The sequence below is a fragment of the Bacillus smithii genome, from assembly GCF_001050115.1.
In the GTDB taxonomy this organism is placed as follows: domain Bacteria; phylum Bacillota; class Bacilli; order Bacillales; family DSM-4216; genus Bacillus_O; species Bacillus_O smithii.
On record NZ_CP012024.1, the window covers coordinates 2,972,706 to 2,996,467 of the forward strand.

At 42.5% G+C, this 23,762-nt stretch carries 17 protein-coding genes; 3 read left to right on the top strand and 14 right to left on the bottom strand.

From position 1 onward, the window contains the following. Positions 1–474: 474 nt before the first annotated feature. From gatB to gatC, 3 genes are read right to left on the bottom strand one after another with little or no spacing between them, the layout of a single operon-like run. Entirely contained in the window at positions 475–1,905 is a 1,431-nt protein-coding gene (gatB, locus tag BSM4216_RS13940) for an Asp-tRNA(Asn)/Glu-tRNA(Gln) amidotransferase subunit GatB (protein ID WP_048624098.1), read from the bottom strand. Positions 1,906–1,920: 15 nt separating this feature from the next. After that, entirely contained in the window at positions 1,921–3,381 is a 1,461-nt protein-coding gene (gatA, locus tag BSM4216_RS13945) for an Asp-tRNA(Asn)/Glu-tRNA(Gln) amidotransferase subunit GatA (protein ID WP_048624099.1), read from the bottom strand. 13 nt (positions 3,382–3,394) lie between these two features. Continuing rightward, positions 3,395–3,685 (bottom strand): Asp-tRNA(Asn)/Glu-tRNA(Gln) amidotransferase subunit GatC, encoded by a 291-nt coding sequence (gene gatC, locus BSM4216_RS13950; protein ID WP_003354105.1) that lies wholly within the window; start codon positions 3,683–3,685, stop codon positions 3,395–3,397. Positions 3,686–4,038: 353 nt separating this feature from the next. On the opposite strand from gatC, the gene putP reads away from it, so the two are divergent. Beyond that, the gene (putP, locus tag BSM4216_RS13955; protein ID WP_048624100.1) at positions 4,039–5,535 is read left to right on the top strand and encodes a sodium/proline symporter PutP; all 1,497 of its coding nucleotides are present in this window, start codon (positions 4,039–4,041) and stop codon (positions 5,533–5,535) included. A gap of 89 nt (positions 5,536–5,624) precedes the next feature. On the opposite strand, the gene aceA is transcribed toward putP, so the two are convergent. The 9 genes from aceA to BSM4216_RS14000 form a co-directional block, all read right to left on the bottom strand. After that, positions 5,625–6,914 carry an isocitrate lyase gene (gene aceA, locus BSM4216_RS13960; RefSeq protein WP_003354103.1) on the bottom strand — a complete coding sequence of 430 codons (1,290 nt, stop codon included), beginning with the start codon at positions 6,912–6,914 and terminating at the stop codon, positions 5,625–5,627. Between the two features lie 32 nt (positions 6,915–6,946). Then, a complete protein-coding gene (gene aceB / locus BSM4216_RS13965; RefSeq protein ID WP_048624101.1) occupies positions 6,947–8,539 on the bottom strand; it encodes a malate synthase A in 1,593 nt (530 codons plus the stop codon). Between the two features lie 327 nt (positions 8,540–8,866). Further along, the gene (locus tag BSM4216_RS13970; protein WP_048624102.1) at positions 8,867–10,048 is read right to left on the bottom strand and encodes a CamS family sex pheromone protein; all 1,182 of its coding nucleotides are present in this window, start codon (positions 10,046–10,048) and stop codon (positions 8,867–8,869) included. 12 nt (positions 10,049–10,060) lie between these two features. Next, entirely contained in the window at positions 10,061–12,067 is a 2,007-nt protein-coding gene (ligA, locus tag BSM4216_RS13975) for an NAD-dependent DNA ligase LigA (protein ID WP_048624103.1), read from the bottom strand. A 197-nt stretch (positions 12,068–12,264) separates the two neighbouring features. Beyond that, the gene (gene pcrA / locus BSM4216_RS13980; protein ID WP_048624104.1) at positions 12,265–14,472 is read right to left on the bottom strand and encodes a DNA helicase PcrA; all 2,208 of its coding nucleotides are present in this window, start codon (positions 14,470–14,472) and stop codon (positions 12,265–12,267) included. Positions 14,473–14,520: 48 nt separating this feature from the next. After that, positions 14,521–15,219: a heptaprenylglyceryl phosphate synthase gene (pcrB, locus tag BSM4216_RS13985; RefSeq protein WP_048624105.1), complete on the bottom strand. Its 699-nt coding sequence runs from the start codon at positions 15,217–15,219 to the stop codon at positions 14,521–14,523. Between the two features lie 1,064 nt (positions 15,220–16,283). After that, on the bottom strand, positions 16,284–17,516 hold the full coding sequence (locus BSM4216_RS13990) for an erythromycin esterase family protein (protein WP_048624106.1): 1,233 nt from the start codon (positions 17,514–17,516) through the stop codon (positions 16,284–16,286). Positions 17,517–17,665: 149 nt separating this feature from the next. Further along, entirely contained in the window at positions 17,666–17,977 is a 312-nt protein-coding gene (locus BSM4216_RS13995; RefSeq protein WP_003354092.1) for a YerC/YecD family TrpR-related protein, read from the bottom strand. A 66-nt stretch (positions 17,978–18,043) separates the two neighbouring features. Then, entirely contained in the window at positions 18,044–19,783 is a 1,740-nt protein-coding gene (locus BSM4216_RS14000) for an adenine deaminase C-terminal domain-containing protein (RefSeq protein WP_048624107.1), read from the bottom strand. A 360-nt stretch (positions 19,784–20,143) separates the two neighbouring features. On the opposite strand from BSM4216_RS14000, the gene BSM4216_RS14005 reads away from it, so the two are divergent. Beyond that, entirely contained in the window at positions 20,144–20,458 is a 315-nt protein-coding gene (locus BSM4216_RS14005; protein WP_048624108.1) for a YgaP family membrane protein, read from the top strand. A gap of 289 nt (positions 20,459–20,747) precedes the next feature. Further along, positions 20,748–20,855: an EYxxD motif small membrane protein gene (locus tag BSM4216_RS17380; RefSeq protein WP_412677267.1), complete on the top strand. Its 108-nt coding sequence runs from the start codon at positions 20,748–20,750 to the stop codon at positions 20,853–20,855. Here the strand turns inward: BSM4216_RS17380 and purD are convergent. Then, the gene (purD, locus tag BSM4216_RS14010; RefSeq protein WP_048624544.1) at positions 20,833–22,101 is read right to left on the bottom strand and encodes a phosphoribosylamine--glycine ligase; all 1,269 of its coding nucleotides are present in this window, start codon (positions 22,099–22,101) and stop codon (positions 20,833–20,835) included. The genes BSM4216_RS17380 and purD overlap by 23 nt on opposite strands. A 115-nt stretch (positions 22,102–22,216) precedes the next feature. Further along, positions 22,217–23,752 carry a bifunctional phosphoribosylaminoimidazolecarboxamide formyltransferase/IMP cyclohydrolase gene (gene purH / locus BSM4216_RS14015; protein WP_048624109.1) on the bottom strand — a complete coding sequence of 512 codons (1,536 nt, stop codon included), beginning with the start codon at positions 23,750–23,752 and terminating at the stop codon, positions 22,217–22,219. Positions 23,753–23,762 lie beyond the last annotated feature (10 nt).

The following is a 23,762-nucleotide window of genomic DNA, read 5'->3' on the forward strand; positions in this document are numbered from 1 at the left end:
CACTGAATACCAAGGGCTATTCTCTCTTAATTGTTCGGTCCTTCTTAGTTGTTCTAGACCAACTAATACTATGACCTCTGCTGACTTCTGACGGTTCAGCTACTTATCACTAAGTAGGTTATGAAGAGTACTTCACATATCCGCCAGACCTCCCCGGGTAAGTACATGCACTTTCACACCATCTATCCGCCTCATTTACTCGATATGACCTTCGACAGAAAGAGCTTTGTTTTGTTATGCAAACTCACTCAATCATACCTAGCCTTATATGAGGTTCGTGTTCCTCGGACCGGTGTTTTGCCTCCAGCTTCCTTCAGATTCCGCGTCACCACGGACACCCTTGCGTTAAGCTAACTGCTACTTCTGCCTTCGCAGCTCGGGACTTTCACCCTATAGATTACACCCATGCCGGGCGCACACAAAAAAGGAGGCCGGCTCTTAAACGGAGCCGCCTCCTTTTTATTATAAAGCATGTTAACGTTTATTGATTTCTTCAAGCAATAACTTATTCACCATCGGCGGATTAGCTTGTCCTTTAGTCGCTTTCATAATTTGACCGACAAGGAATCCAAGCGCCCGATCTTTTCCGTTTTTAAAGTCTTCAATCGATTGCGGATTGGCATCGAGCACTTCCAGCACATATTTGCGCAGTTCATTTTCATCAGAAATTTGGACAAGCCCTTTTTCTTTGACGATTTTTTCCGGATCTCCGCCTTTTTCGACCAGCTCTTTAAATACTTTCTTGGCAATTTTAGAAGAAATAGTGCCATTTTCAATCAAGCGAATCATGCCTGCCAAACTTTCCGGCGTCAAGGCGATTTCATGCAATTCTTTTCCTTGCGCATTTAAATAAGCAGACACTTCTCCCATCATCCAGTTGGAGGCGAGCTTAGCATCGGCTCCGGCTTTTACGGTTGCTTCAAAGAAATCGGACATTTCTTTTGTAAGGGTCAGAACTTTGGCGTCATAAGCTGGAAGACCCCATTCTTCCACATATCGTTTTTGCCTTTGATCCGGAAGTTCCGGGATTTCAGCGCGCACCCGTTCTTTCCATTCGTCGTCAATATACAGTTCTACTAAGTCCGGTTCCGGGAAGTAGCGGTAATCATCCGATCCTTCTTTCACGCGCATCAAGATCGTTTGTCCGGTCGCTTCATCAAAACGGCGAGTTTCTTGTTCAATGACTCCGCCGGACAACAAGATCTTTTCTTGCCGTTTTTGTTCAAATTCCAGCCCTTTGCGAACAAAGTTGAACGAGTTCAAGTTTTTAAGTTCCGTTTTCGTTCCAAATTCTTTTTGACCGTAAGGACGAAGTGAAATATTGGCATCGCAGCGAAGCGATCCTTCTTCCATTTTACAATCCGACACGCCGGTATATTGGATAATCGATTTCAATTTTTCCAGATAGGCATATGCTTCTTCCGGGCTGCGAATATCCGGTTCAGAAACGATTTCAATCAGAGGTGTCCCTTGACGGTTAAAGTCAACCAATGAATAACCGTTTCCGGCATGGGTCAATTTCCCGGCATCTTCCTCTAAATGCAGGCGAGTAATGCCGATTTTTTTCTTTTTGCCGTTCACTTCAATTTCAATCCAGCCATTTTGGCCAATCGGCTGATCGTATTGGGAAATTTGATAGGCTTTCGGATTGTCCGGATAAAAATAGTTTTTGCGGTCAAACTTCGTTTCAGTCGCAATTTGGCAATTTAACGCCATCGCCGCTTTCATCGCAAATTCTACCGCCCGTTTATTCAACACTGGCAGCACACCCGGATATCCAAGGTCGATCACGTTCGTATTGGTGTTCGGTTCAGCTCCGAAATGAGCAGGTGCAGGCGAAAAGATTTTCGACTCCGTTTTGAGTTCTACGTGCACTTCTAATCCGATCACAGTTTCAAAATTCATTCGCTTTTTCACCCCTTACAGTTGCGGTTTTTGTTTATGGAAGTCCGTTGCCTGTTCAAATGCATGCGCCACGCGGTAAACGGTGCTTTCGTCAAAGTGCTTTCCGATAATTTGAAGCCCTAACGGCAATCCGTCCGCAGAAAATCCGCATGGAACAGAGATTCCCGGCACACCTGCAAGATTCACAGGGATCGTTAAAATATCATTTGCATACATCGTCAACGGATCGTCTATATTTTCGCCGATTTTGAATGCCGGTGTCGGAGTCGTTGGCCCGATGATGACATCATAAGTTTCAAAAATATCTTCAAAGTCTTTTTTGATCAGCGTACGCACTTGTTGTGCCTTCTTGTAATAAGCATCATAGTAACCGGAGCTTAACGCAAATGTTCCAAGCATAATGCGGCGCTTTACTTCGTCGCCGAAGCCTTCTGCTCTCGTTTTCTTATAAAGTTCAATCAAGTTTTCGGCATTTTCCGTCCGATAACCGTAGCGGATGCCGTCAAAGCGAGCCAAATTGGACGATGCTTCAGAAGAAGCCAACAGATAGTACGTGGCTACTCCGTATTTTGAATGCGGGAGCGATACTTCTTCCCAAGTGGCTCCTAGTTTTTCGAGCACTTTCAAAGCATTCAATACGGATTGTCGAACTTCTTCTTGAACTCCTTCGCCAAGATACTCTTTTGGAACGGCGATCTTTAATCCCTTCACATCTCCGGTTAGTGCAGCCGCATAATTCGGCACTTCCACATTGGCCGATGTAGAGTCATGCGGATCCAATCCGGCGATCACTTGTAGAAGATAAGCGTTATCTTCTACATTGCGTGTAATGGGACCGATTTGATCCAAAGAAGAAGCAAAAGCTACTAATCCAAAACGAGAAACCCGTCCATAGGTCGGCTTTAATCCTACGACTCCGCAAAAGGCTGCAGGCTGGCGAATCGATCCACCCGTGTCAGATCCTAAAGCAAAAGGAACTTGTCCCGCTGCCACTGCCGCAGCCGAGCCTCCTGAAGAACCGCCCGGAACACGTTCCGTATCCCATGGGTTGCGAGTCAGCTGGAAGCCGGAATTTTCAGTGGAGGATCCCATCGCAAATTCATCCATATTCAATTTTCCGATCGTAATGGCTTCTGCTTCCCGAAGTTTTTCGATTACGGTCGCATCATAAATAGGATCGAAGTTTTCTAATATTTTGCTGGCGCAAGTTGTGCGCAGACCTTTTGTAACGATGTTGTCTTTAATTCCAATCGGCATTCCGAATAAAAGGCCTTTTTCTTCGTCGCTGCTAAGCTTTTCGTCCAGTTTTTGCGCTTTTTTACGAGCGTTTTCTTCATCTAAAGTTAAGAAAGCTTGTATTTTTTCATCCGTTTCACTGATTCTTTTATAAGCTTCATCGACTAAGTCCGAGACGCTTACTTCTTTGTTATGTAAAAGATCGTGCAATTCTGTCAGCTTATGGTCAAACAGTGCCATTCATACCCCTCCTCTACTCAATAATGGCCGGAACACGAATTTGCCCATCTTGGTGATCAGGCGCATTCTTTAGAACTTCTTCGCGAGGAAGCCCTTTTTCCGGAGTATCTTCTCTCAGCACGTTTTTCATTTCCAGCACGTGAGAAGTTGGTTTTACATTCGTCGTATCTAATTCATTCAGCTGTTCCGCAAACGAAATAATGGCATCCAGCTGTGTAGCGAATTTTTCAGCTTCTTCTTCCGTAATCGCCAATCGCGCTAAATCAGCAACGTGCTTTACTTGTTCAATGGAAATTCGTGACATTTCCTTCACCTCCAGAATATTCTCGTGCCATTGCAATAATATTGATGATATCAAAATAAAAGATGGAAAAGCAACAAATTAGCGTAATTTCTCACTCAATGTTTATTGTACCACGAACATTGTCGACGGAGTAGAGAACAAATCTCCGTCTATTTCTTTTCCAAAATCTTTTTTATATGACTTGTTTTCTTAAAATACAAAATTATATAATATTTTTCTATAAGACCTTTTTCTCAAGGACGAAATGGCCGATCTACAGAATCCGGCCACCGTATAAACGGCTTTATGGTTCATAAAATAATAGAAAGATTTAAATTTGAAAATTCAAAAAAATATTACAAGAGGAGGATTTTATGGAGAGCGGCGTTTATATTTCAATATCGATTTATTTTTTGGCCATGCTGGCTATCGGATGGTACTCTTACAGAAAAACGTCGAATTTATCGGATTATATGCTTGGCGGCCGATCGTTAGGGCCTGCTGTCACCGCTCTTTCCGCTGGCGCCTCGGATATGAGCGGGTGGCTATTGATGGGGCTTCCCGGCGCCTTGTACACAACCGGAATTTCCGGTTCATGGATCGCCATCGGACTGGTCATCGGGGCGTATTCCAATTATTTATTTTTGGCGCCGCGATTGCGAATGTACACATATGTCGCCAATGATTCCATTACGATTCCAAACTACTTAGAAAATCGGTTTATCGACCGTTCCAGGCTGCTGCGCCTTGTTTCTTCGCTGGTCATTATTATTTTCTTTACCTTATATACATCCGCCGGGATCGTTTCAGGAGGAAAACTGTTTGAATCGGCCTTTCACCTCAACTATCATTTAGGTGCCTTTCTTACAGCAGGAGTCGTCATTTTTTATACTTTATTAGGTGGATTTTTAGCTGTCAGTTTAACCGATTTTGTCCAAGGAACGATCATGTTTATTGCTCTTATTCTCGTACCGCTTGTCGTTTTTCTGGATTTGGGCGGTCCCGTCTCCGTTTTCAGCGAGATTCATTCGGTGGATCCGAAACTGCTGGACATGTTTAGGGGTACATCGATCATGGGCATTATCTCCTTCCTAGCTTGGGGGCTAGGCTACTTTGGACAGCCACACATCATTGTCCGCTTTATGGCGATTCATTCTGTCAAGGAAATGAAAACGGCACGTCGGATCGGAATAGGCTGGATGATCATGACGGTCGGCGGCGCTGTTCTTGTCGGACTTACAGGGATTGCCTATATGTCCGTCAAACATTACCCTCTTCACGATCCGGAAACCATCTTTATCGTGTTCTCCAGGATCTTATTCCACCCGTTGATCACCGGCTTTTTATTAGCGGCTATATTAGCGGCCATCATGAGCACGATATCGTCACAGCTTTTGGTCACATCCAGCGCTTTGACCGAAGACGTTTATAAAGCGTTTGTGAAGCGGAATGTTTCTGACAAGGAATTGGTGTTGATCGGACGGCTTTCGGTTCTTTTAGTAGCCGTTGTCGCGATTATTTTATCGTATTCGCCGAACGATACGATTTTAGCTTTAGTAGGCAACGCTTGGGCAGGATTTGGCGCCTCTTTCGGTCCGGCGATCTTACTGAGCTTGTATTGGAAACGAATGAATAAATGGGGGGCGCTTGCAGGCATGATAGTCGGAGCTGTAACGGTGATCATCTGGATCAGCATCCCCGCCCTGAAACACTTTATGTACGAAATGATTCCAGGCTTTTTCTTAAGCACATTGGCGATTTTGATAGTTAGCCTCCTTACATCCAAACCAGAAAATGAAATTGAACAAACGTTTGAATTAATGGAAGAAACGTTGGCAAAAGAATTGAAAAAAGGGGTCAGACCCCTTTAGTTGAGTAAAGGGGCTTGGAAGCGGAAGATTAAGTGACGGCTACATGAAGAACAAGAGCTTCGGAATGAGATCCGAAGCTCTTTTCTTTATTATCTTTGAGGTTGAGTTTGGAATTGTTCCACTTCCGTAGAGCCTTTAAGGGCAACAGTAGAGGCGTTTCCGCCTGTAACCACCATGGACACTTCGTCAAAATAGCCGGTGCCGACTTCACGTTGATGGCGAGTAGCCGTGTATCCATATTTTTCGCTGGCAAACTCTTTTTGCTGCAATTCTGAGTAAGCAGCCATTCCACGCTCTTTATAGCCTCGTGCCAATTCGAACATGCTGTAGTTAAGGGTATGGAATCCGGCAAGAGTAACAAATTGGAATTTATAGCCCATTTTGGCCAATTCTTTTTGGAAGTTAAGAATCGTTTTATCATCCAATTTTGCCTTCCAGTTAAACGATGGCGAGCAGTTGTATGCCAATAGCTTGCCTGGGAATTTCTCATGGATGGCTTCCGCAAATTGGCGAGCTTCTTCCACGTTCGGTTCGGATGTTTCACACCAAATAAGGTCAGCATACGGTGCATAAGCAAGTCCGCGAGCAATCGCTTGTTCAATTCCTTTTTTCGTGCGATAAAATCCTTCTTCCGTGCGTTCCCCTGTAATAAATGGAGCATCATATGGGTCAATATCGCTAGTGATCAAATCAGCTGCTTGAGCATCCGTTCTGCCTACCAGAATAGTTGGTACGCCCATTACATCAGCCGCCAAACGAGCAGCGATCAAATTGCGTACAGCCGTTTGGGTCGGCAGCAGCACTTTTCCGCCTAAGTGCCCGCATTTTTTCTCAGAAGAAAGCTGGTCTTCGAAATGGACACCGGCAGCCCCTGCTTCGATCATCGCTTTCATTAATTCGAATACATTCAATTGTCCTCCGAAACCGGCTTCTGCGTCTGCCACAATCGGAGCAAACCAATCAATGGAGTCGTCTCCTTCTAAATGGTGGATTTGGTCGGCGCGTTGCAAAGCTTGATTAATCCGTTTGACCACATGCGGTACGCTGTTGGCCGGGTACAAACTTTGGTCAGGATACATTTGGCCGGCGAGGTTGGCGTCGGCTGCCACTTGCCATCCGCTCAAATAGATGGCTTTCAATCCGGCTTTTACTTGCTGCACGGCTTGGTTTCCGGTCAACGCTCCTAATGCATTGATATAGTCTTCCGTATGAAGCAGTTTCCAAAGCTTTTCAGCACCGCGGCGAGCCAGTGTATATTCAATATCAATCGAACCGCGAAGTTTGATCACTTCTTCCGCTGTATATGGACGAGTAATCCCTTTCCATCTTTCATCATTTTCCCATGATTCTTTTAATTTTTGTACACGTGGATCTGTCATTGTCAATTCCTCCCATTTTCATAGATTCATATTTATAAAATTTTATAACCAGGAATGGTTAAGAAATCCTCAAATTCATCGTTTAACGTCAGTCTGTCAAACAATTCGACGGCTTCATCGAATCTTCCGGAAGCATAGGCTTCTTCGCCGATTTCTTGCTTGATTTTTTCCAGCTCTTCTTGCTTAAATTGTTCATACATTTCTTTCGTCACCTTTCGCCCGTCGTCCAAAATTCCTTTTGGATGGCGGATCCATTGCCATAACTGAGCGCGGGAAATTTCAGCCGTCGCCGCATCTTCCATTAAATTGTGAATCGGCGCAGCACCCCGACCGCTTAACCAAGAAGCAATATATTGAATCCCGACATTGATATTCATGCGGACGCCTTCTTCGGTGATTTTCCCTTCCGGAACTTCGACGAGATCTTGTTCCGTTACATGGACATCCTCCAATTTCTTACTTTCAATTTGATTCGGTTCTTTCATTTCCCGGTCAAACACTTCCATTGCCACCGGCACAAGACCCGGATGAGCCACCCATGTGCCATCGTGTCCGTCTCTTGCTTCCCGTTCTTTATCTGCCCGCACTTTGGCAAAGGCTTCTTCATTTTTCTTCTCATCATCTTTGACCGGTATTTGCGCAGCCATCCCGCCAATGGCCGGTGCTTTTCGGCGATGGCATGTTTTGATCGTCAAAAGCGAGTAGGAGCGCATAAACGGAACGGTCATGGTGACAGTAGAACGATCCGGCAAAATAACATCTTTATGATTCCTGAACTTTTTAATGTAGCTGAAAATATAATCCCAACGCCCGCAATTCAAACCGGCGGAATGTTCGCGCAATTCGTATAAAATTTCATCCATTTCAAAAGCTGCCGTGATCGTTTCAATAAGAACCGTTGCTTTAATCGTTCCTCTAGGGATGCCGACATATTTTTGCGCATAAACAAAGACATCATTCCAAAGCCTTGCTTCCAAATGGCTTTCTATTTTCGGAAGGTAGAAGTAAGGTCCTGTACCGTTCTCCACTAATCGCACGGCATTATGAAAGAAAAACAGCCCGAAATCAAACAGTGCCCCGGAGATGGGTTGTCCATCCACCAACACATGCTTTTCTTCCAAATGCCAACCGCGCGGGCGCACAATTAATACAGCGGTTTTGTCCTTTAATTCGTATGTCTTTCCGTTAGGATTTTTGAAAGTGATCGTGCGGTTTACAGCGTCCCTTAAATTGATCTGTCCCTCGATGATATTCTCCCAAGTGGGCGATGTAGCATCTTCAAAACAGGCCATAAAACATTTGGCGCCAGAGTTTAACGCATTAATGACCATTTTGCGATCAACAGGCCCGGTAATTTCCACTCTGCGATCCTTCAAGTCTTCAGGAAGGGGAGAAATTTCCCAATCACTATTCCGAATAGATTCGGTTTCTTTCAAGAACGTCGGAAATTTTCCTTGATCGAACTCTCGTTGACGTTCTTCTCTCTTTTTCAGAAGTTCCACTCGACGCTGCCCAAATCTTCTTTCTAGCTGTTCAATAAATTGCAAAGCATCCGGAGTAAGAATTTCTTCATATCCGGGCCGCATCGGACCAGTTACTTGAATCCCAGCTATTTGAGTGGCCATCTTCTTTATCACCTCTTTGTTATATTACAGTTATTAACTGTTATTTGTATTATATAACAGATAACCTAGAAAAGGAAGTGGAATTTTCTAATTATTTATAAATTTTTGACCGATATTTTTCGACATAAGAAAAGAGCCTCCCTCCAAGCTTACCAGCTCGAAAACAGACTCTTTTTTTCTCTTGAGCAACACTGAAAAAGCCAACGTGAAAAAAATTGAGTTTCTCCGTTCCTTTCGTTCATCCCTTTTACCCGGACATCAAAAAATCCCCGCCTCTTTTTAAAAGGCGGGGATCAAGCAAAGCTGCAGCAACGCTCTCGGAAGGCTTTACTGCCCATAAATATGAACGAACGGTTCTTTGGCTTTTGCTTTCTTCACAATTAATGCTTCCGGTCCTTCTACGGAACTGATATTGACTTCAATCGGGTAATAATCCGGGAAATGGTTGAGAATCAAGCCGGAAACATATTGCGTAAAACCAATCGCTTCGGCTTCGCCATTAAATTGAATACTGATGTCAATTTGCAAATTGTTCAGCTGGCCATCTTTATAAAAAGCACGGCCGACAACACCTGTCGTATTGTCAAAATATTTTTGGACGTCTTCTTTAAAATTCAAAAAGTAGGTATTGTCATCGCGATGGTCTGCATCTGCTTGGTCTGACGGGAAGAGATAATACTTTTCATCAAGCCCTTCCCAATGGCTGATCGTCGATTCTCCTTTTCCTAACGTAGTGTAGGCAAAGAAGTGTCCGGGCACGACAGAATCTTTGCTTGCTTGTTCAAAAAGGGCGATGACGACCGGAACATTTTCCAAGCCTTTTATTTTGCGAATTCGTTTGGCTACTTCATCCGCTATTTTCTTTCCTTGCTCTTCCACTTGTTTATGCGGAATTTTCAAGTCATACGTAGCACCGTATTCTTCTTTCTGATAGTAGTGGACCGAGTTAAGAGCGAGACCGATCACGACTCCTCCCAGTTGTACCGTGTTATCATCCATTTGCTTTAAATAATCTTGTTCCGAAATGTGTGCCAAATAAATGGGGCTTTTTTTATTCCGTTCGTCGATCGAACCTTTTTCATCATCAATCGGATTTAATCCTAGATTTTCAGATGGTTTAAGTCCATGCTCTTTCAGCTGCTTCTTTGTGTATTTTCGCTCAAGCCAGGCAGCAATCGTTTTTTTACTCAAATATTGCCCTTCTTGGAACAAATATTTTTCCGGCGAAAACTCTTGTTTTGCAATTCGCATTAATCCCGTTTCAAACTCATCGATGTCATAGCGAGTGTTTAAATTTTGAACGACCATTCCTTGTGCTTTTCCCGGTTTAAAAGGCAAAATCGTTTTATAATATTGATCCGAAATTTGGTAATTAGGAATGATCGCTTTTTCTTTTTTATCATTCTTTTTCTGAACGACCTGATTTTGTTTATCAATGGACGACGGTGCACAGCCGCTTATACTTGCCAAAAGGCAGGCCGCTAAGGCAACCGTTAACCACTTTTTCATCGAACGCACCTCTTATTTATTTAGTTCTTCCAACAGTTTCTCTTCATCCCAGATTTCAATATCGAATTCTCGAGCTTTAGCCAATTTCGAGCCAGCATCAGCACCGGCAATGACTAAATCCGTCTTTTTGCTGACACTTCCGGAAACTTTTCCTCCGAGTGCCTCGATCTTTTCTTTCGCTTCATTTCTTGTCAAAGCTTCCAGTTTTCCTGTCAGCACGATCGTTTTTCCGGCAAAATAAGAGCTGGATTGATCTCTGGAAACAGGCTTCGGCCCTTTATACTCCATATTGACACCCGCTTCTTTCAGCTCCTGAATCAGTTCCAGTACTTCCGGTTGATGAAAATACGTGACAACGGCGTCCGCCATCTTCTCCCCAACTTCCGGAATCGCCGTCAGTTCCTCCACGTCTGCCTTCATTAATCGATCCAGTGTTTCAAAATGAACAGCCAGCGTTTTCGCCGCTTTGGCCCCCACATGACGAATGCCGAGGCCGAACAATAATCTTTCCAAAGAGTTTTCTTTCGAATCTTCAATGGCTTTTAATAAGTTCGATACAGATTTTTCACCCATTCGATCCAATTGCAGCAGTTGATCTTTCGTCAATTGATAAATATCCGCTACGTCTTTCACTAATTGCTCCCGGAAAAGTTGAGCAATCACTTTTTCACCAAGTCCCTCAATATTCATGGCATTTCGGGAGACAAAATGGATCAGTCCTTCACGAATTTGTGCCGGACATTTTGGATTGATGCAGCGAAGAGCTACTTCCCCATCGAGACGAACCAGTTCGCTGCCGCATTCCGGGCAATGGCCAGGCATGTGAAACTCTTTTTCCTCCCCTTTTCGTCGCTCTTTGATCGGCCGCACGACTTCAGGGATGATATCACCGGCTTTTTTGATGACGACTTCGTCTCCAATTTTGATGTCCTTTTCCCGAATATAATCTTCATTATGAAGGGAAGCTCTTTGCACGGTTGTTCCGGCAACACGGACCGGTTCTAAAACGGCAGTCGGTGTCACAACGCCTGTCCGTCCTACGCTTAATTCAATGTCTAAAAGCTTAGTGACCACCTCTTCTGCAGGAAATTTGTAGGCAATGGCCCATCGAGGGCTTTTGGCGGTACTCCCCAATTTTTCCTGTTGGGCTAATGAGTCGACTTTGATCACAATCCCGTCGATCTCATAAGGAAGAGTCGATCGTTTTTCCGTATATTCTTTGATATATTGGATGACTTCTTCAATGTCTTTGCATTTTCTCCGCTCTTTGTTCGTTTTAAAGCCGAGCCTGTCCAAATAGTCCAATCCTTCGCTATGGGATTGAATATTGACATTTCCACTGTTGCCGATGCCGTAAAGAAAAATATCTAAATTTCGGGAAGCGGCGATTTTGGGATCCAGTTGCCGAAGCGATCCGGCAGCGGCATTGCGAGGATTGGCAAACAGCGTTTCCCCTCTCTCTTCCCGTTCACGATTCAGCTTTTCAAACGATTTTTTAGGCATGAACGCTTCGCCGCGAACTTCGATTGAAACCGGCTCTTTCAACCTCAGAGGAATCGAATGGATGGTTCGCAAGTTCATCGTAATGTCTTCGCCGATTGCACCATCGCCGCGAGTAGAGCCTTGGACAAACACTCCGTTTTCATAGGAAAGGGAAACAGCCAATCCGTCGATTTTCAACTCGCATACGTACGAATATTCTTCGTTTAAAGATTCCCGAACTCTGCGATCGAAATCCCTCAAATCGCCTTCTCCAAACGCATTCGCCAAGCTTAGCATCGGAATATCATGACGAACTTTTTGAAAAGCTTCCAACGGCTGGCCGCCGACGCGCTGAGTCGGAGAATCAGGCGTTCTCAATTCAGGAAAAGCATTTTCTATTTCGATCAATTCTTGCATGAGCCGATCATATTCCGCATCCGGAACAGTCGGCTGATCCAACACATAATATTCGTAGCTGTATTGATTTAAACGTTCATGGAGTTCTCTTACTCGTTTTTCTGCCGTATGTCGCTCCATTTTGCCAGCCCTTTCTTTGTCTTACTTTTGCTACTTATCCAAAACCAAGCGTTTATCGATTCGCCAAAGGCGAATCGATGATTCATCAACGAAAATGCGCTTTCGCATGCGAGTCTTTTCTTTTCCTCCAAAAAGAAAAGAGTTCAAAAAAGCTTCATATGTTCATATTCACGATAGATGAGTCTATTATTCCCCATTCATACTTTTTGAATGGGAGCGAATTTCGCCAACAGTCTCTTTACTCCTGTCGGGCTTGGAAACGCAATATCGAGTTCCATATTTTCCTTTTCGCCTTTTACACTGACTACGGTTCCGATGCCCCACTTTTTATGTTCGGCTTTATCCCCGACTTTCCATGGAATTTCTTCTCCTCCCGTGGAAACTGCCATTGGCCGAATAGAGGCTTTTTGAGAAGAAGTTGAAAGATTGGATTGAAAACGAGTAAAAGGTTTTTTCTCGACCACCACTTCGTCCAATAGATCTTCGGGTATTTCTTGAATAAATCGGGAAACAGGATTCAAATTGGTTCTACCGTATAACGTTCTCATTTGAGCGTTCGTCAAATACAGCTCCTCTTCCGCTCTTGTAATCCCCACGTAAGCGAGCCTCCGCTCTTCTTCCATTTCTTCTTCATCCATAAGCGAGCGGCTGTGAGGAAAAACGCCTTCTTCCATACCGATTAAAAAGACAACCGGAAACTCAAGCCCTTTCGCGGAATGGAGCGTCATTAATACAACCGATTGCTGATTGTTGTCCTCTTCATCTAATCGGTCAATATCCGCCACAAGAGCAAGATCCGTTAAAAAGGCGATCAAGCTTTTATCTTCGCTGTTTTCCTCGAATCCTTTTGTAACAGATAAAAATTCATCGATATTTTCCAAACGGCTTTGGGCGTCAAGCGTTTTTTCCGCTTTCAGCATATCCCTGTATCCGGACTTGTCCAACACTTCTTCCACCAGTTCCGTGACAGACAAGTATTCTTGCATTTGGGTATAGCCCTTAATTAAATCACGGAATTCAAGTACCGCTTTGGTGATTTTCGGGCTTAAACCGATAAAATCCGCTTCTTCCAATGCCTGAAATAGAGAAAGATCATTTTCTTGAGCATAGCGGGCGATTTTGTCCATTGAAGTCGAACCGATTCCCCGCTTTGGTACATTGATGACACGAAGCAAGCTGATATCATCGTCCGGATTGGCGATCAGTCTTAAATAAGCCAATATATCTTTAATTTCTTTTCGGTCATAGAACTTAATGCCCCCGACAATCGTATAGTCGATATTGGATTTCATCAGCACTTCTTCGACTACACGGGATTGTGCGTTCGTTCGATACAAAATGGCAAAGTCGGATAATTGTCTTTTTCCGCTTTCGACCAGCTCTTTAATTTTACCGGCGACAAACTGAGCTTCCGCCTGTTCATTTTCCGCCCGAAAGTAGACAATCTTCTTCCCTTCCGGATTTTCCGTCCACAGCTTTTTCGGTTTGCGGTTGTAATTGTTTTTAATCACTTCATTCGCTGCCTGCAAAATTCTTTTAGTGGAGCGATAATTTTGCTCAAGCAGGATGACATGGGCATTCGGATAGTCTTTTTCAAACGATAAAATGTTGGAAATATCCGCCCCGCGCCAACGATAAATCGACTGATCGCTGTCTCCGACCACGCATAAATTTTGAAAACGCGATGCCAAAAGCTTTACGAGCAAGTATTGGGCTTTATTTGTGTCTTGATATTCATCCACATGTATATATTGAAATTTGCATTGATAATACTCGAGAACGTCCGGCACTCGTTGGAACAGATGAATCGTCGTCATAATGAGGTCATCAAAGTCGAGCGATTGATTTTTCCGCAATCGTTTTTGATATTCTTCATATACTTCGCTGACAATCCGTTCATAATAGCTGCCAACTTGTTTGCTGTAAGATTCCGGATCGATCAATTCATTCTTTAAAGAACTGATCGTGCCAAGAATGGCTCTGGGATCAAATTTCTTGGGGTCCAAATTTTTATCTTTTAAAATGCCTTTGATTACGGACTGCTGATCGGTTGTGTCCAAAATCGTAAAATTCCGGTTAAAGCCAATCCGGTCTATATCTCTTCTTAAAATGCGAACGCACATGGAATGGAAGGTTGAGATCCATACTTCTTCCGCCGCGCCGCCCATCAATTGGCTAACACGTTCTTTCATTTCGCGCGCTGCCTTATTGGTGAAAGTAATCGCCAGAATATTATATGGATTGACTGCTTTTTCCACCATTAAATAGGCAATTCGGTGGGTCAGTACTCTCGTTTTTCCGGAACCTGCTCCGGCCATAATAAGAAGCGGCCCTTCCGTTGTTTTCACCGCTTCCTGCTGCTCTTTATTCAATCCGCTTAACAGCTTTTCCGTTAAAAATTGCATGTTTTCACCACCGTTAGAACATTTGTTCTTATTATAACCGATTTTTCTCTACCGGCGCGGAATCTTTTTCACCATTTCAACGGTTTTTAAAGCACTTTCCAAATCGGTATAAAGGACGTTTCCTACTACAATGACATCGGCAACCGCCCCCATCTCGGCTGCTTCTTCAGGAGATTGTATGCCGCCGCCGTAAAAAACAACCGTATCGGTCAATGTTTCTTTTACTTTTTTCACAAGCTGGGGATCCCCATATGTGCCGCTGTATTCCAAATAAAAGATTGGCAAATGCAGCATCTTTTCCGCCAAACGCGCATAAGCAACAGCATCTTCTATATCTAATTCCGTATTTGCCTCGGTTAATTGCGCTGCTTTGGAATCGCCATTTAAAATGCAGTAGCCTTCCGCGAGCACTTCATCCCAATTCATTAATTCGCCGTATTCTTTTAACGCATGATGATGAAGCCCCAGCACCCAATCGACTTTGGAGCTGTTTAATACCATGGGAATAAAATAAAGATCAAACCCCGGCGTGATCGCTTCAAGCGTAGAAACTTCCAATACACAAGGAACCGTGTAGCGGCGGATTCTCGCCATTAAATGAAGCACTTTGTCGAGCGTGACTCCATCCGTGCCGCCGACGATCACCGCATCCGTTCCCGATTCGCAAATTTTCTCTAAACTATCATCATCTATTTCTTTATTTGGGTCCAGTTTGAACACATGGCGCCACTCGCGCACATCATACATCCAAATGCCCTCCATTTCATGATTTCATCTAACCATTATAGCATTTGTTTTGCTCTGCTAAAACCGGAAAAGAAGGAAATGAAGCGTTTCTATTTTTTGTTATAAATCCCTAAAAATATAAAACACCAGTTTTCTTTTTGGTGACAAAAACCACCCACACAGGTCATCGAACGATTCTCCTTTGATTTGTGAACGCCTTTTTCCTATCCGGACAGCGAAAAATATTGAAGATTTATACTCATTTATTGGATAATAAAAGTATTTTTTTCAAAAATATCAGAATATAAAAATTGCGGTGAAATCGCTTTTTACCCAATACGAATTTGTTAGCGTAAAAATCAACGCCTTGACGGGAAAAGCCAAGGAAGGTTATAAGGAGATTATTAAAGTTCTTACATGCTTTATAAGTTTTTACATGAATCAGAACGTTCTACATTAGCGGATATGAAAAAACATTTTAAAGCTGTACCGAAAACCAGTTTATATTCTATTATAGATTTCTTGTGATGATAAAATATTTAGAGAACGATTTAGAGACAACCATAAAATACTTAAAAAAGCAGAAGAAGAATTACGTTATTATGAAAAAAGCGGGTTAGGTTTTTGGAAGCTGGAACGCACATTATTTCAATCTCTCCAAGAAAAATAGCTTCGTCAAATAAAATGACGGAATTGTCAATATAGCCGATTGTCTTTTTAAGTGGATTGGAGTCAATATTTCGGGTATAAAAGTTAATCTCTTTTCCTGATTGTTTGATTTAATCTTCAATTGGATGATGAGTTTGATACTCTAGAACCATGAGAAATAGAAGTCCAAAAGATCAAAGAAGTCAAAATTGTATTGTGGTATGGAGACAAACGTTGCACCGCGATAGAAAGAGTAAACGCATATCTAAAGAAGTAATCCAACTAAACAACGTACGTTACAAGACAAGAAAAAATATAAGTTCACTTTGACATCAAATATACTGATTTGTAATGCTTCAAAATAAGCCATAGACCGCTAAAAGCCAAAAACGGCAATTTATAGGAAGAATTCTGATGATCATATAATGAAAGTCAGCTTAAAGATAATGAGGCGGTGAAACTTTTTTTACAAAGAAAATACCGTCCAACTGCTGCGCTGGAGTAATTAATTTTTGCATTGTTCCTGATTCTAATATAAGAGTTTTGTTAAAAATCCATTTGTTCAATTCGTTGGGTGATACATCTGAAAAATCAATGAAAGATATCGATGATTTATTATGGTTCATATAATCTTCAAGACTCTTTTTGGGAGGTTTAACTAAATCATATATTGTTTTATTATTTAAGGCCGCCTTCCCTTCATACATAAACAGTCCGAGATAATAGGATTTACTAACCATCTCTGGACTCATTAATGATCCCATAGGTTTATATTTAATTAGATTTTCATAATTTTTATAAATATGGGAGTTGTGTGCCCATACTATAATTTTTTCATTCGGGTATAATTTTTCACAAATCCATTCTATATTGTATGCCATAATTTGATCTCTAATTTTCTGATAAGTACGATGTCCAGTGGCAAGGTTTGATAATAAAAGTCGTCTATTTTCTATGACTCTTTGAATTAATTGAAAATATATATGCATATCTTTCCTAATAAATTCTTTTTCCAACTCCTCTAATGTCTTATGTAGCGAGGAGAACAATTCTGTTAATTCTTTTTGGGTTTCCAAATACTCTTGCATAATATGTCTTGGTATTTTCTTCCTCTCTCCTTTCAACTTGCCAATACGCATATACCAATCCATTGTTGCTTTATCCAAAGCTTTTATACTTAATTTGAATTTTAAGGGTAAATCAATATCCAGTTTGTCCAACAGATCTACAAATAAGTTTTGTTTGGATGAAGGTTGAAAATCAAATCCTATAAGATTCAAATCAGATCCTTTTATTAATTCAAACAAAGGTAGCGTTTCTTCTGTTTTCCATAAAGAAAATATTGATTTATCCATAAGTTCATTCACAGAAATATCATCTTTAAAGTAGTTAGCGCTATAGCATTCACTTAGGCCGCTTTCAAATGCTATTACCTTGAATCCCATTTTGTGATATAAGAATTCAATAAGTTTAGATTTTAAAAGATTATGCTCTGCAATTCCATGTCCATTTTCACCCAACCAAACGATTTGCTTATCCTTTAATATATTTTCTAAAAAATTAAAGTCATTAATCTCACATTTTTCCAGGGAGTCTATACCATAACTATGTTCTCTAACCCATTCCACAGCCTTTTTATATTTTCTATTCGTTAATTGAAAGATTGACATAATTGCCACCCGCTTCATTTTTTATAATTAAGTCTTTCTTTTTCAATAACTTCATACTTGGTAGCAAGGCTACTCAAGGGCAATCCTTATCGCTTCAAACTCCAATAAGCCATGCTAGAAGCAAGAAAACGGAGGAAAATCCCCCGTCATCATTCGCCGCTTTGCTCTTTTTCATTTTTGATTCTATCTAATACCATTCGATAAGCATCATTTCCATAATTCAAACAGCGCTTCACGCGGGAAATGGTAGCGGTGCTGGCGCCGGTTTCATTCTCAATTTTGTGGTACGTTTTCCCTTCCTGGAGCATTCTGGCCACTTCAAGGCGCTGCGCAAGAGATTGAATTTCATTAACCGTGCACAAATCATCAAAAAAACGATAGCATTCTTCTAAATCTTTTAACGATAAAACTGCCTGAAAAAGCTGATCCAACTCTTTGCCGCGCAATTTATCAATTTGCATCAACGATTCATACTCCTTTTCCCGATATTTTTGAAAATGGAATTGATATGTCTGTATTTCATTATTTTAACGCATTATAGTGGGAAAGAGTATAGTTTTTTTCATGACATCATAGATGCCGCGCGAAGTAACACGAATATACGGCAAATGGGTAGCTGACAGAAAAAGCAGTGTGTAAAAAGGATCAGAAAAAGAATAGCCGCGGTCGATTAACAATTTTTTCATCCTTTTTTCTTCTTTGATCAACTCTTCCATGCTCTGATCTGACATCATGCCGGAAAGCTTAAGGGGGATTTCATGAATGACTTTGCCGTTTTCCGCAAGAACAATTCCTCCCCCGATCTCTTTCATTCTTTGAAAAGCTCGACGCATTTCTTCTTTGCGTTTTCCGATCAATACAATATCGCCAGTGCTTGAAAAGGATGAAGCAAGACCTTGCACTCGATTGTCAAAACCTTTTAACACTGTGCTCACCCGCCATTGTCCGTTTCGGTCCAATAACAGCAAAAAGCTTTCATCATCCTCCGGAAGTTGATCCAATGAAATATCCCTTGTTAGTGAATATGGCTTCGTAATAACATCGTTGACCATCTGGATGCCAAACGGCATTGAAAACTGCAGATCTTCTTTTTTTAAATCCCAATGGAACGATATTGGTTTCAAGCCCCAATTTTCCCATTTGATCGGATGGCCATGATACACCTTCGTTCCGTTCTTTTTGACCCACTGTCCTTTCGACAAAACGGAAACAGGCGTCGGATTGTTTTCGTTTTCCAGAAAATTAATATTGGCTACTCGTCCAGGAGCAATCATACCGTAATAATGATCGATTCGATAATGCTTTGCGACATTATAGCTGGCCATTTGGTAAGCATCCATCGTCGGAACGCCAAATTCCAACGCTTTGGCGATCATACGGTCGATCACCCCGTCTTCATAGAAAGAGGGAAAAGAGCCATCCGTTGTAAACGTCATTTGATCATACTGATCCAAACCCATTTCCCGAATTTCTCTTAAAAGGATTTCTAAATCTGGACGTATGGAAGAATGGCGCAAAGCTACCGTATATCCTTGCATCAGTCGTTTGTACACATCTTTTCCGGTCATCGATTCATGGTCGCCATCTGCTCCTAAAAGCGTCATTTTCGTAAGCGTTTTCTCCGAAGCTCCCGGAAAATGTCCTTCAATTCTTTTTCCAAGCCTCTTTGTTTCCTGTATCCAGTGAAGAATCATATCATCTCCGTCCAACAATTTTGGCCAGCCAGTCAGTTCTCCCCCTTGGATAACAAATCCGCTTTCAATCCATGATTTGACATCTCTATGCGAAAATTTTTCATCCTCTTGATTCAGTTCCGTCATCGGATCATACCGGCACCACCAAAACAAAGAGAACGGAAGCTTATTTAACTCATTCATCAAAGAAAACGCTTTCTTATTTTTCAAAAACAAGAACAACACAAGATTATCGCTGACGAAACTCGTTGTTCCTGATTGAGATGCATATTCGGCAAATGACTGGGGATTATAAAGTTGAAAAGGATGAACATGCGGCTCAATGTAACCAGGCACAAGCGTAAAATTTTCACAGTTTACTACTTCACATCCGTCTAGCTTTTGCGGCAGTTTCTCCCCGACATAAACGATGCGGTCGTTTGCGATCCAAATATTGGCTTCCACCCATCTTCGCATTGTGGAATGCAAAAATCGCGAGTTTTTCAGCAATATATTCGGAGGCTTTTCTCCGTCAATCACTGCCACATGATCTCTGAGCTGTCTGTTTTTCCACCGATAATGCTGTTCTAACATAATTAAGGGCCCTCCTAATTGTATTAAAACTTTCAACTATGGATTCTTCCCGTTCTCTTCTTTATATGGGTTTATGCTGAACGGATGAATGTCATACACAAAAGCTCTTGCTGAATGAAAAAAAGGCTGTCATTGAAAAAACTGTCCTTTGCTGAAAAGATGAAGTGAATAGCTAAACATTCCGCCTGCTTCATTCGGTACTATGTCAAAAACGGAATCATCCTTTTACCGCTTTTTGCAGTGGCGATGTTTACTGATATTCAAGGAAAAATGTTAATTTTAATAGTACCATATTTTGGCGACAAACTCAGGGTAAAAAGAATGTAAAGTTTGAAAATTTAGTGAAAAGAGGCGATCCCTTTGAAAGTAAAACAAAATATCGGTCTTTTGAATGCTTTGATTCGAATAACCTGCGGACTCACAATGCTTGCATGGGGGACAGCTAAGCTTTCCAAAAAGCCTTGGCGGCAATCCTATTTGTTCATCGCTTTCCTAGGGGCCATGCGGGTTGGAGAAGGAATTTTACAATATTGTCCGCTGACCGACCTATGGGAAAACGGTTCTTTCATGAACCAGCAGAATAACCAAAACCGGCAAAATCAGCAAAACCAACAGAATCAACAAAATCAGGCGGACCGTAAGGAAGACATCGACATTCCTTACAATCCGTCATAAATATCTAAATCCTCGAGAAGTCTTTTTCAAAATCAGCTTTCACGAGATTGATGACAGTCTAAATAACATTAAATTGCGTCAGAACGTCTTTTTCAAATAGGAGGGCGCGGTCTACCAATAAGAAGGCGCTTAAACAGAAAGCGAATAGCCTGAACAATCTTGAAATGCCGCCTGAATGTTTCAAAAGAAACTATCAGGCGGTTGATGACAAGAGTTAAGCATTAAGCACTATAAAAGGCAATTTCAACTGACCAAAAGGAGTGAACGAAAAATGTACAATCGGACGTTTATGGAATATATCACACACTCGTCATTTGCACTTATTCTTCTCATTGGAAGTATTGCTGCTCTCATCTATATTTTTTTCCGCATGTCTAAGAGGAGAAACGAGCAATAGCCCTTGCACCGATATCTTTTCGGTAAAAAAATCCGGGCTGATCCAATTTTTTCATTTCCCGGTAGACTTGCTGCTGGGCTGCTTCTACCGATGCACCGCTAGCCGCAACCAACAGAACGCGGCCGCCGTCGGAACAAATGGCTCCTTTCTCACTTCGAATCGTTCCCGCATGATAAACCGTCGCCTGCTCAATTTCATCTAATCCCTTGATGGGGACTCCTTTTTGATACGATCCCGGGTAGCCTTCTGAAGCCAATACAACCCCAAGAACCGCTTCCTCTTTCCATTTGAGTTGTGGATCTTTTCCGGCCAGCACATCTAAAAATACCTGCGCCAAATCGGATTCCAATCGCGGCAAAACGACTTGAGTTTCAGGGTCTCCAAAACGGGCATTAAATTCGATCGTTTTAGGACCTTGTTTTGTCATCATCAAGCCGGCAAAGATAACCCCTGTGAACGGACATCCTTCTTTCACCATTGCCTTTGCACATGGCTCCAAAATTTCGCGGACGGATTGTTCGACGATATCAGCCGGCAAATGAGGGACCGGTGAATAAGCCCCCATCCCGCCTGTGTTCGGTCCTTTATCGCCGTCATTCGCCCGCTTATGGTCTTGAGCAACAACCATAGGATATACTTTTTCGCCATGAACAAAGGCCATCAGAGAATATTCTTCCCCTTGCAGATATTCTTCAATCACCAATTTGGACGACGCTTCGCCGAATTTCTGATTCAAAAGCATTTCTTCAAGGGCCGATAACGCTTCTTCCAACGTCATGGCAACGGTAACCCCTTTTCCGGCTGCAAGCCCATCTGCTTTTAGCACGATAGGAGCCCCATGTTGGACAATATAAGCTTTTGCTTCCTCGAACTCTTCAAATACGGCATAGGATGCTGTGGGGATCTGATACTTCTTCATCAATTCTTTTGCAAATGATTTGCTGCTTTCTAACTGAGCTGCCTTTCGATTTGGTCCGAAAACCGCTAATCCACGCTGTTGAAAATAATCCACAATTCCGGCAGCCAATGGATTTTCCGGACCGATTACCGTTAATTCAATGTCTTGTCTTTCCGCAAAATCGGCTAAACCGGCAAAATCCATTTCGTCTATATTTACTAACTCCGCATCTTCAGCAATACCGGCATTGCCTGGAGCACAAAATACTTTTTCAACAAGCACGCTTTCATTCAGCTTTTTGCAGATCGCATGCTCCCGTCCACCTCTGCCGACCACAAGGATCTTCAAACCAGCCACCTCTTTTCTCATATTCTCATTCGCCCTCAAAGATTAGGGGGAGGTAAAAAGCCCGGTCAAAACAAGACTGTCGATCGTCGGGCCTTTTCATACTTCCCCAAACCTTTTAATGTTTAAAATGACGAACGCCTGTAAACACCATTGCGATTCCGTATTCATCCGCCTTTTTAATGGAATCCTCATCACGGATCGATCCTCCCGGCTGGATGATAGCGGTGATTCCTGCTTTAGCTGCAGCTTCTACCGTGTCGTCCATCGGGAAAAAGGCATCTGAAGCAAGGCAAGCTCCTTTTGCCAAGTCGCCGGCTTGTTCAAGAGCAATTTTGGCAGCGCCGACGCGATTCATTTGTCCTGCTCCGATTCCTAACGTTCTTTCTTCGTTGGCCACTACGATGGCATTGGACTTCACATGCTTGACTACCTTCCATCCAAGCTTCAAAGCTTCCCATTCTTCTGCAGTAGGCTCTCTCTTCGTCACCGTCTTCAGCTCAGCTTCATCCAGCGAGAACGTATCCGGATCTTGGACTAAGAGGCCGCCTTCAACCGATGTCAATACTTCTTCTTTTTTCTTCTCACCCGTAAAAGGAAGGACTAACAGCCGAATATTTTTCTTCTTGGTTAAAATGTCCAGTGCTTCCTCTGTAAATTCAGGAGCCACCACAATCTCAAGGAAAATTTCATGCAGTTTTTCCGCCAGCTCTTTTCCGACCGGCCGATTAAGCGCCACAATCCCTCCAAAAATAGAAACTGGATCCGCTTCGTAAGCTTTTGCGTAGGCTTCTTCTATTGAATTCCCGATGCCCACTCCACACGGATTCATATGTTTGACCGCAACGGCAGCCGGTTCTTGAAAATCTTTAATGATTTGCAAAGCAGCGTCCGCATCGCGAATGTTATTATAAGAAAGTTCTTTGCCGTGCAATTGCTTGGATCTGGCAATGGAAAAATCCGAACCGAGCGGTTTTTGATAAAAAGCCGCCTTTTGGTGCGGGTTTTCACCATAGCGAAGCGTTTGTTTCAATTCATATGTATAAGTGACTCTCTCCGGATTCTCTTCGCCGGCAAGACGGGTCATATATTGCGAAATTAAAGCATCGTAAGCAGCCGTATGCCTAAATACTTTGGCAGCCAGTTTTCTCTTAGTTTCTTTGCTGACTTTCCCATTTTCTTTCAGCTCGTCCAGCACTTTTCCGTAATCAGCCGCATCGACCAGCACCGTGACATACTCGTGGTTTTTCGCTGCGGATCGAAGCATAGTCGGCCCGCCGATATCAATATTTTCAATAGCTTCTTCCGGAGTAACATCCGCTTTTTCAATCGTTTGCTGGAAAGGATACAAATTGACGCAAACGATTTCGATGGGCTCAATTCCTTGTTCGTTCATTTGCCGTTGATGCAGTTCGTGATCCCATTTCGCCAGCAGCCCGCCATGAATAAGAGGATGAAGAGTCTTCACACGGCCTTCTAATATTTCCGGAAATCCAGTTATTTCTTCGACGGCTGTGACCGGGATTCCGTTTTCCGCCAAGATCGTTTTGGTGCCGCCGGTTGAAAGAATCTCAAATCCTAAAGAAACCAGTCCTTTTGCAAACTCCACGATCCCTTCTTTATTGGAAACACTGATTAATGCCCGTCTTTTCATAGTTGATCTC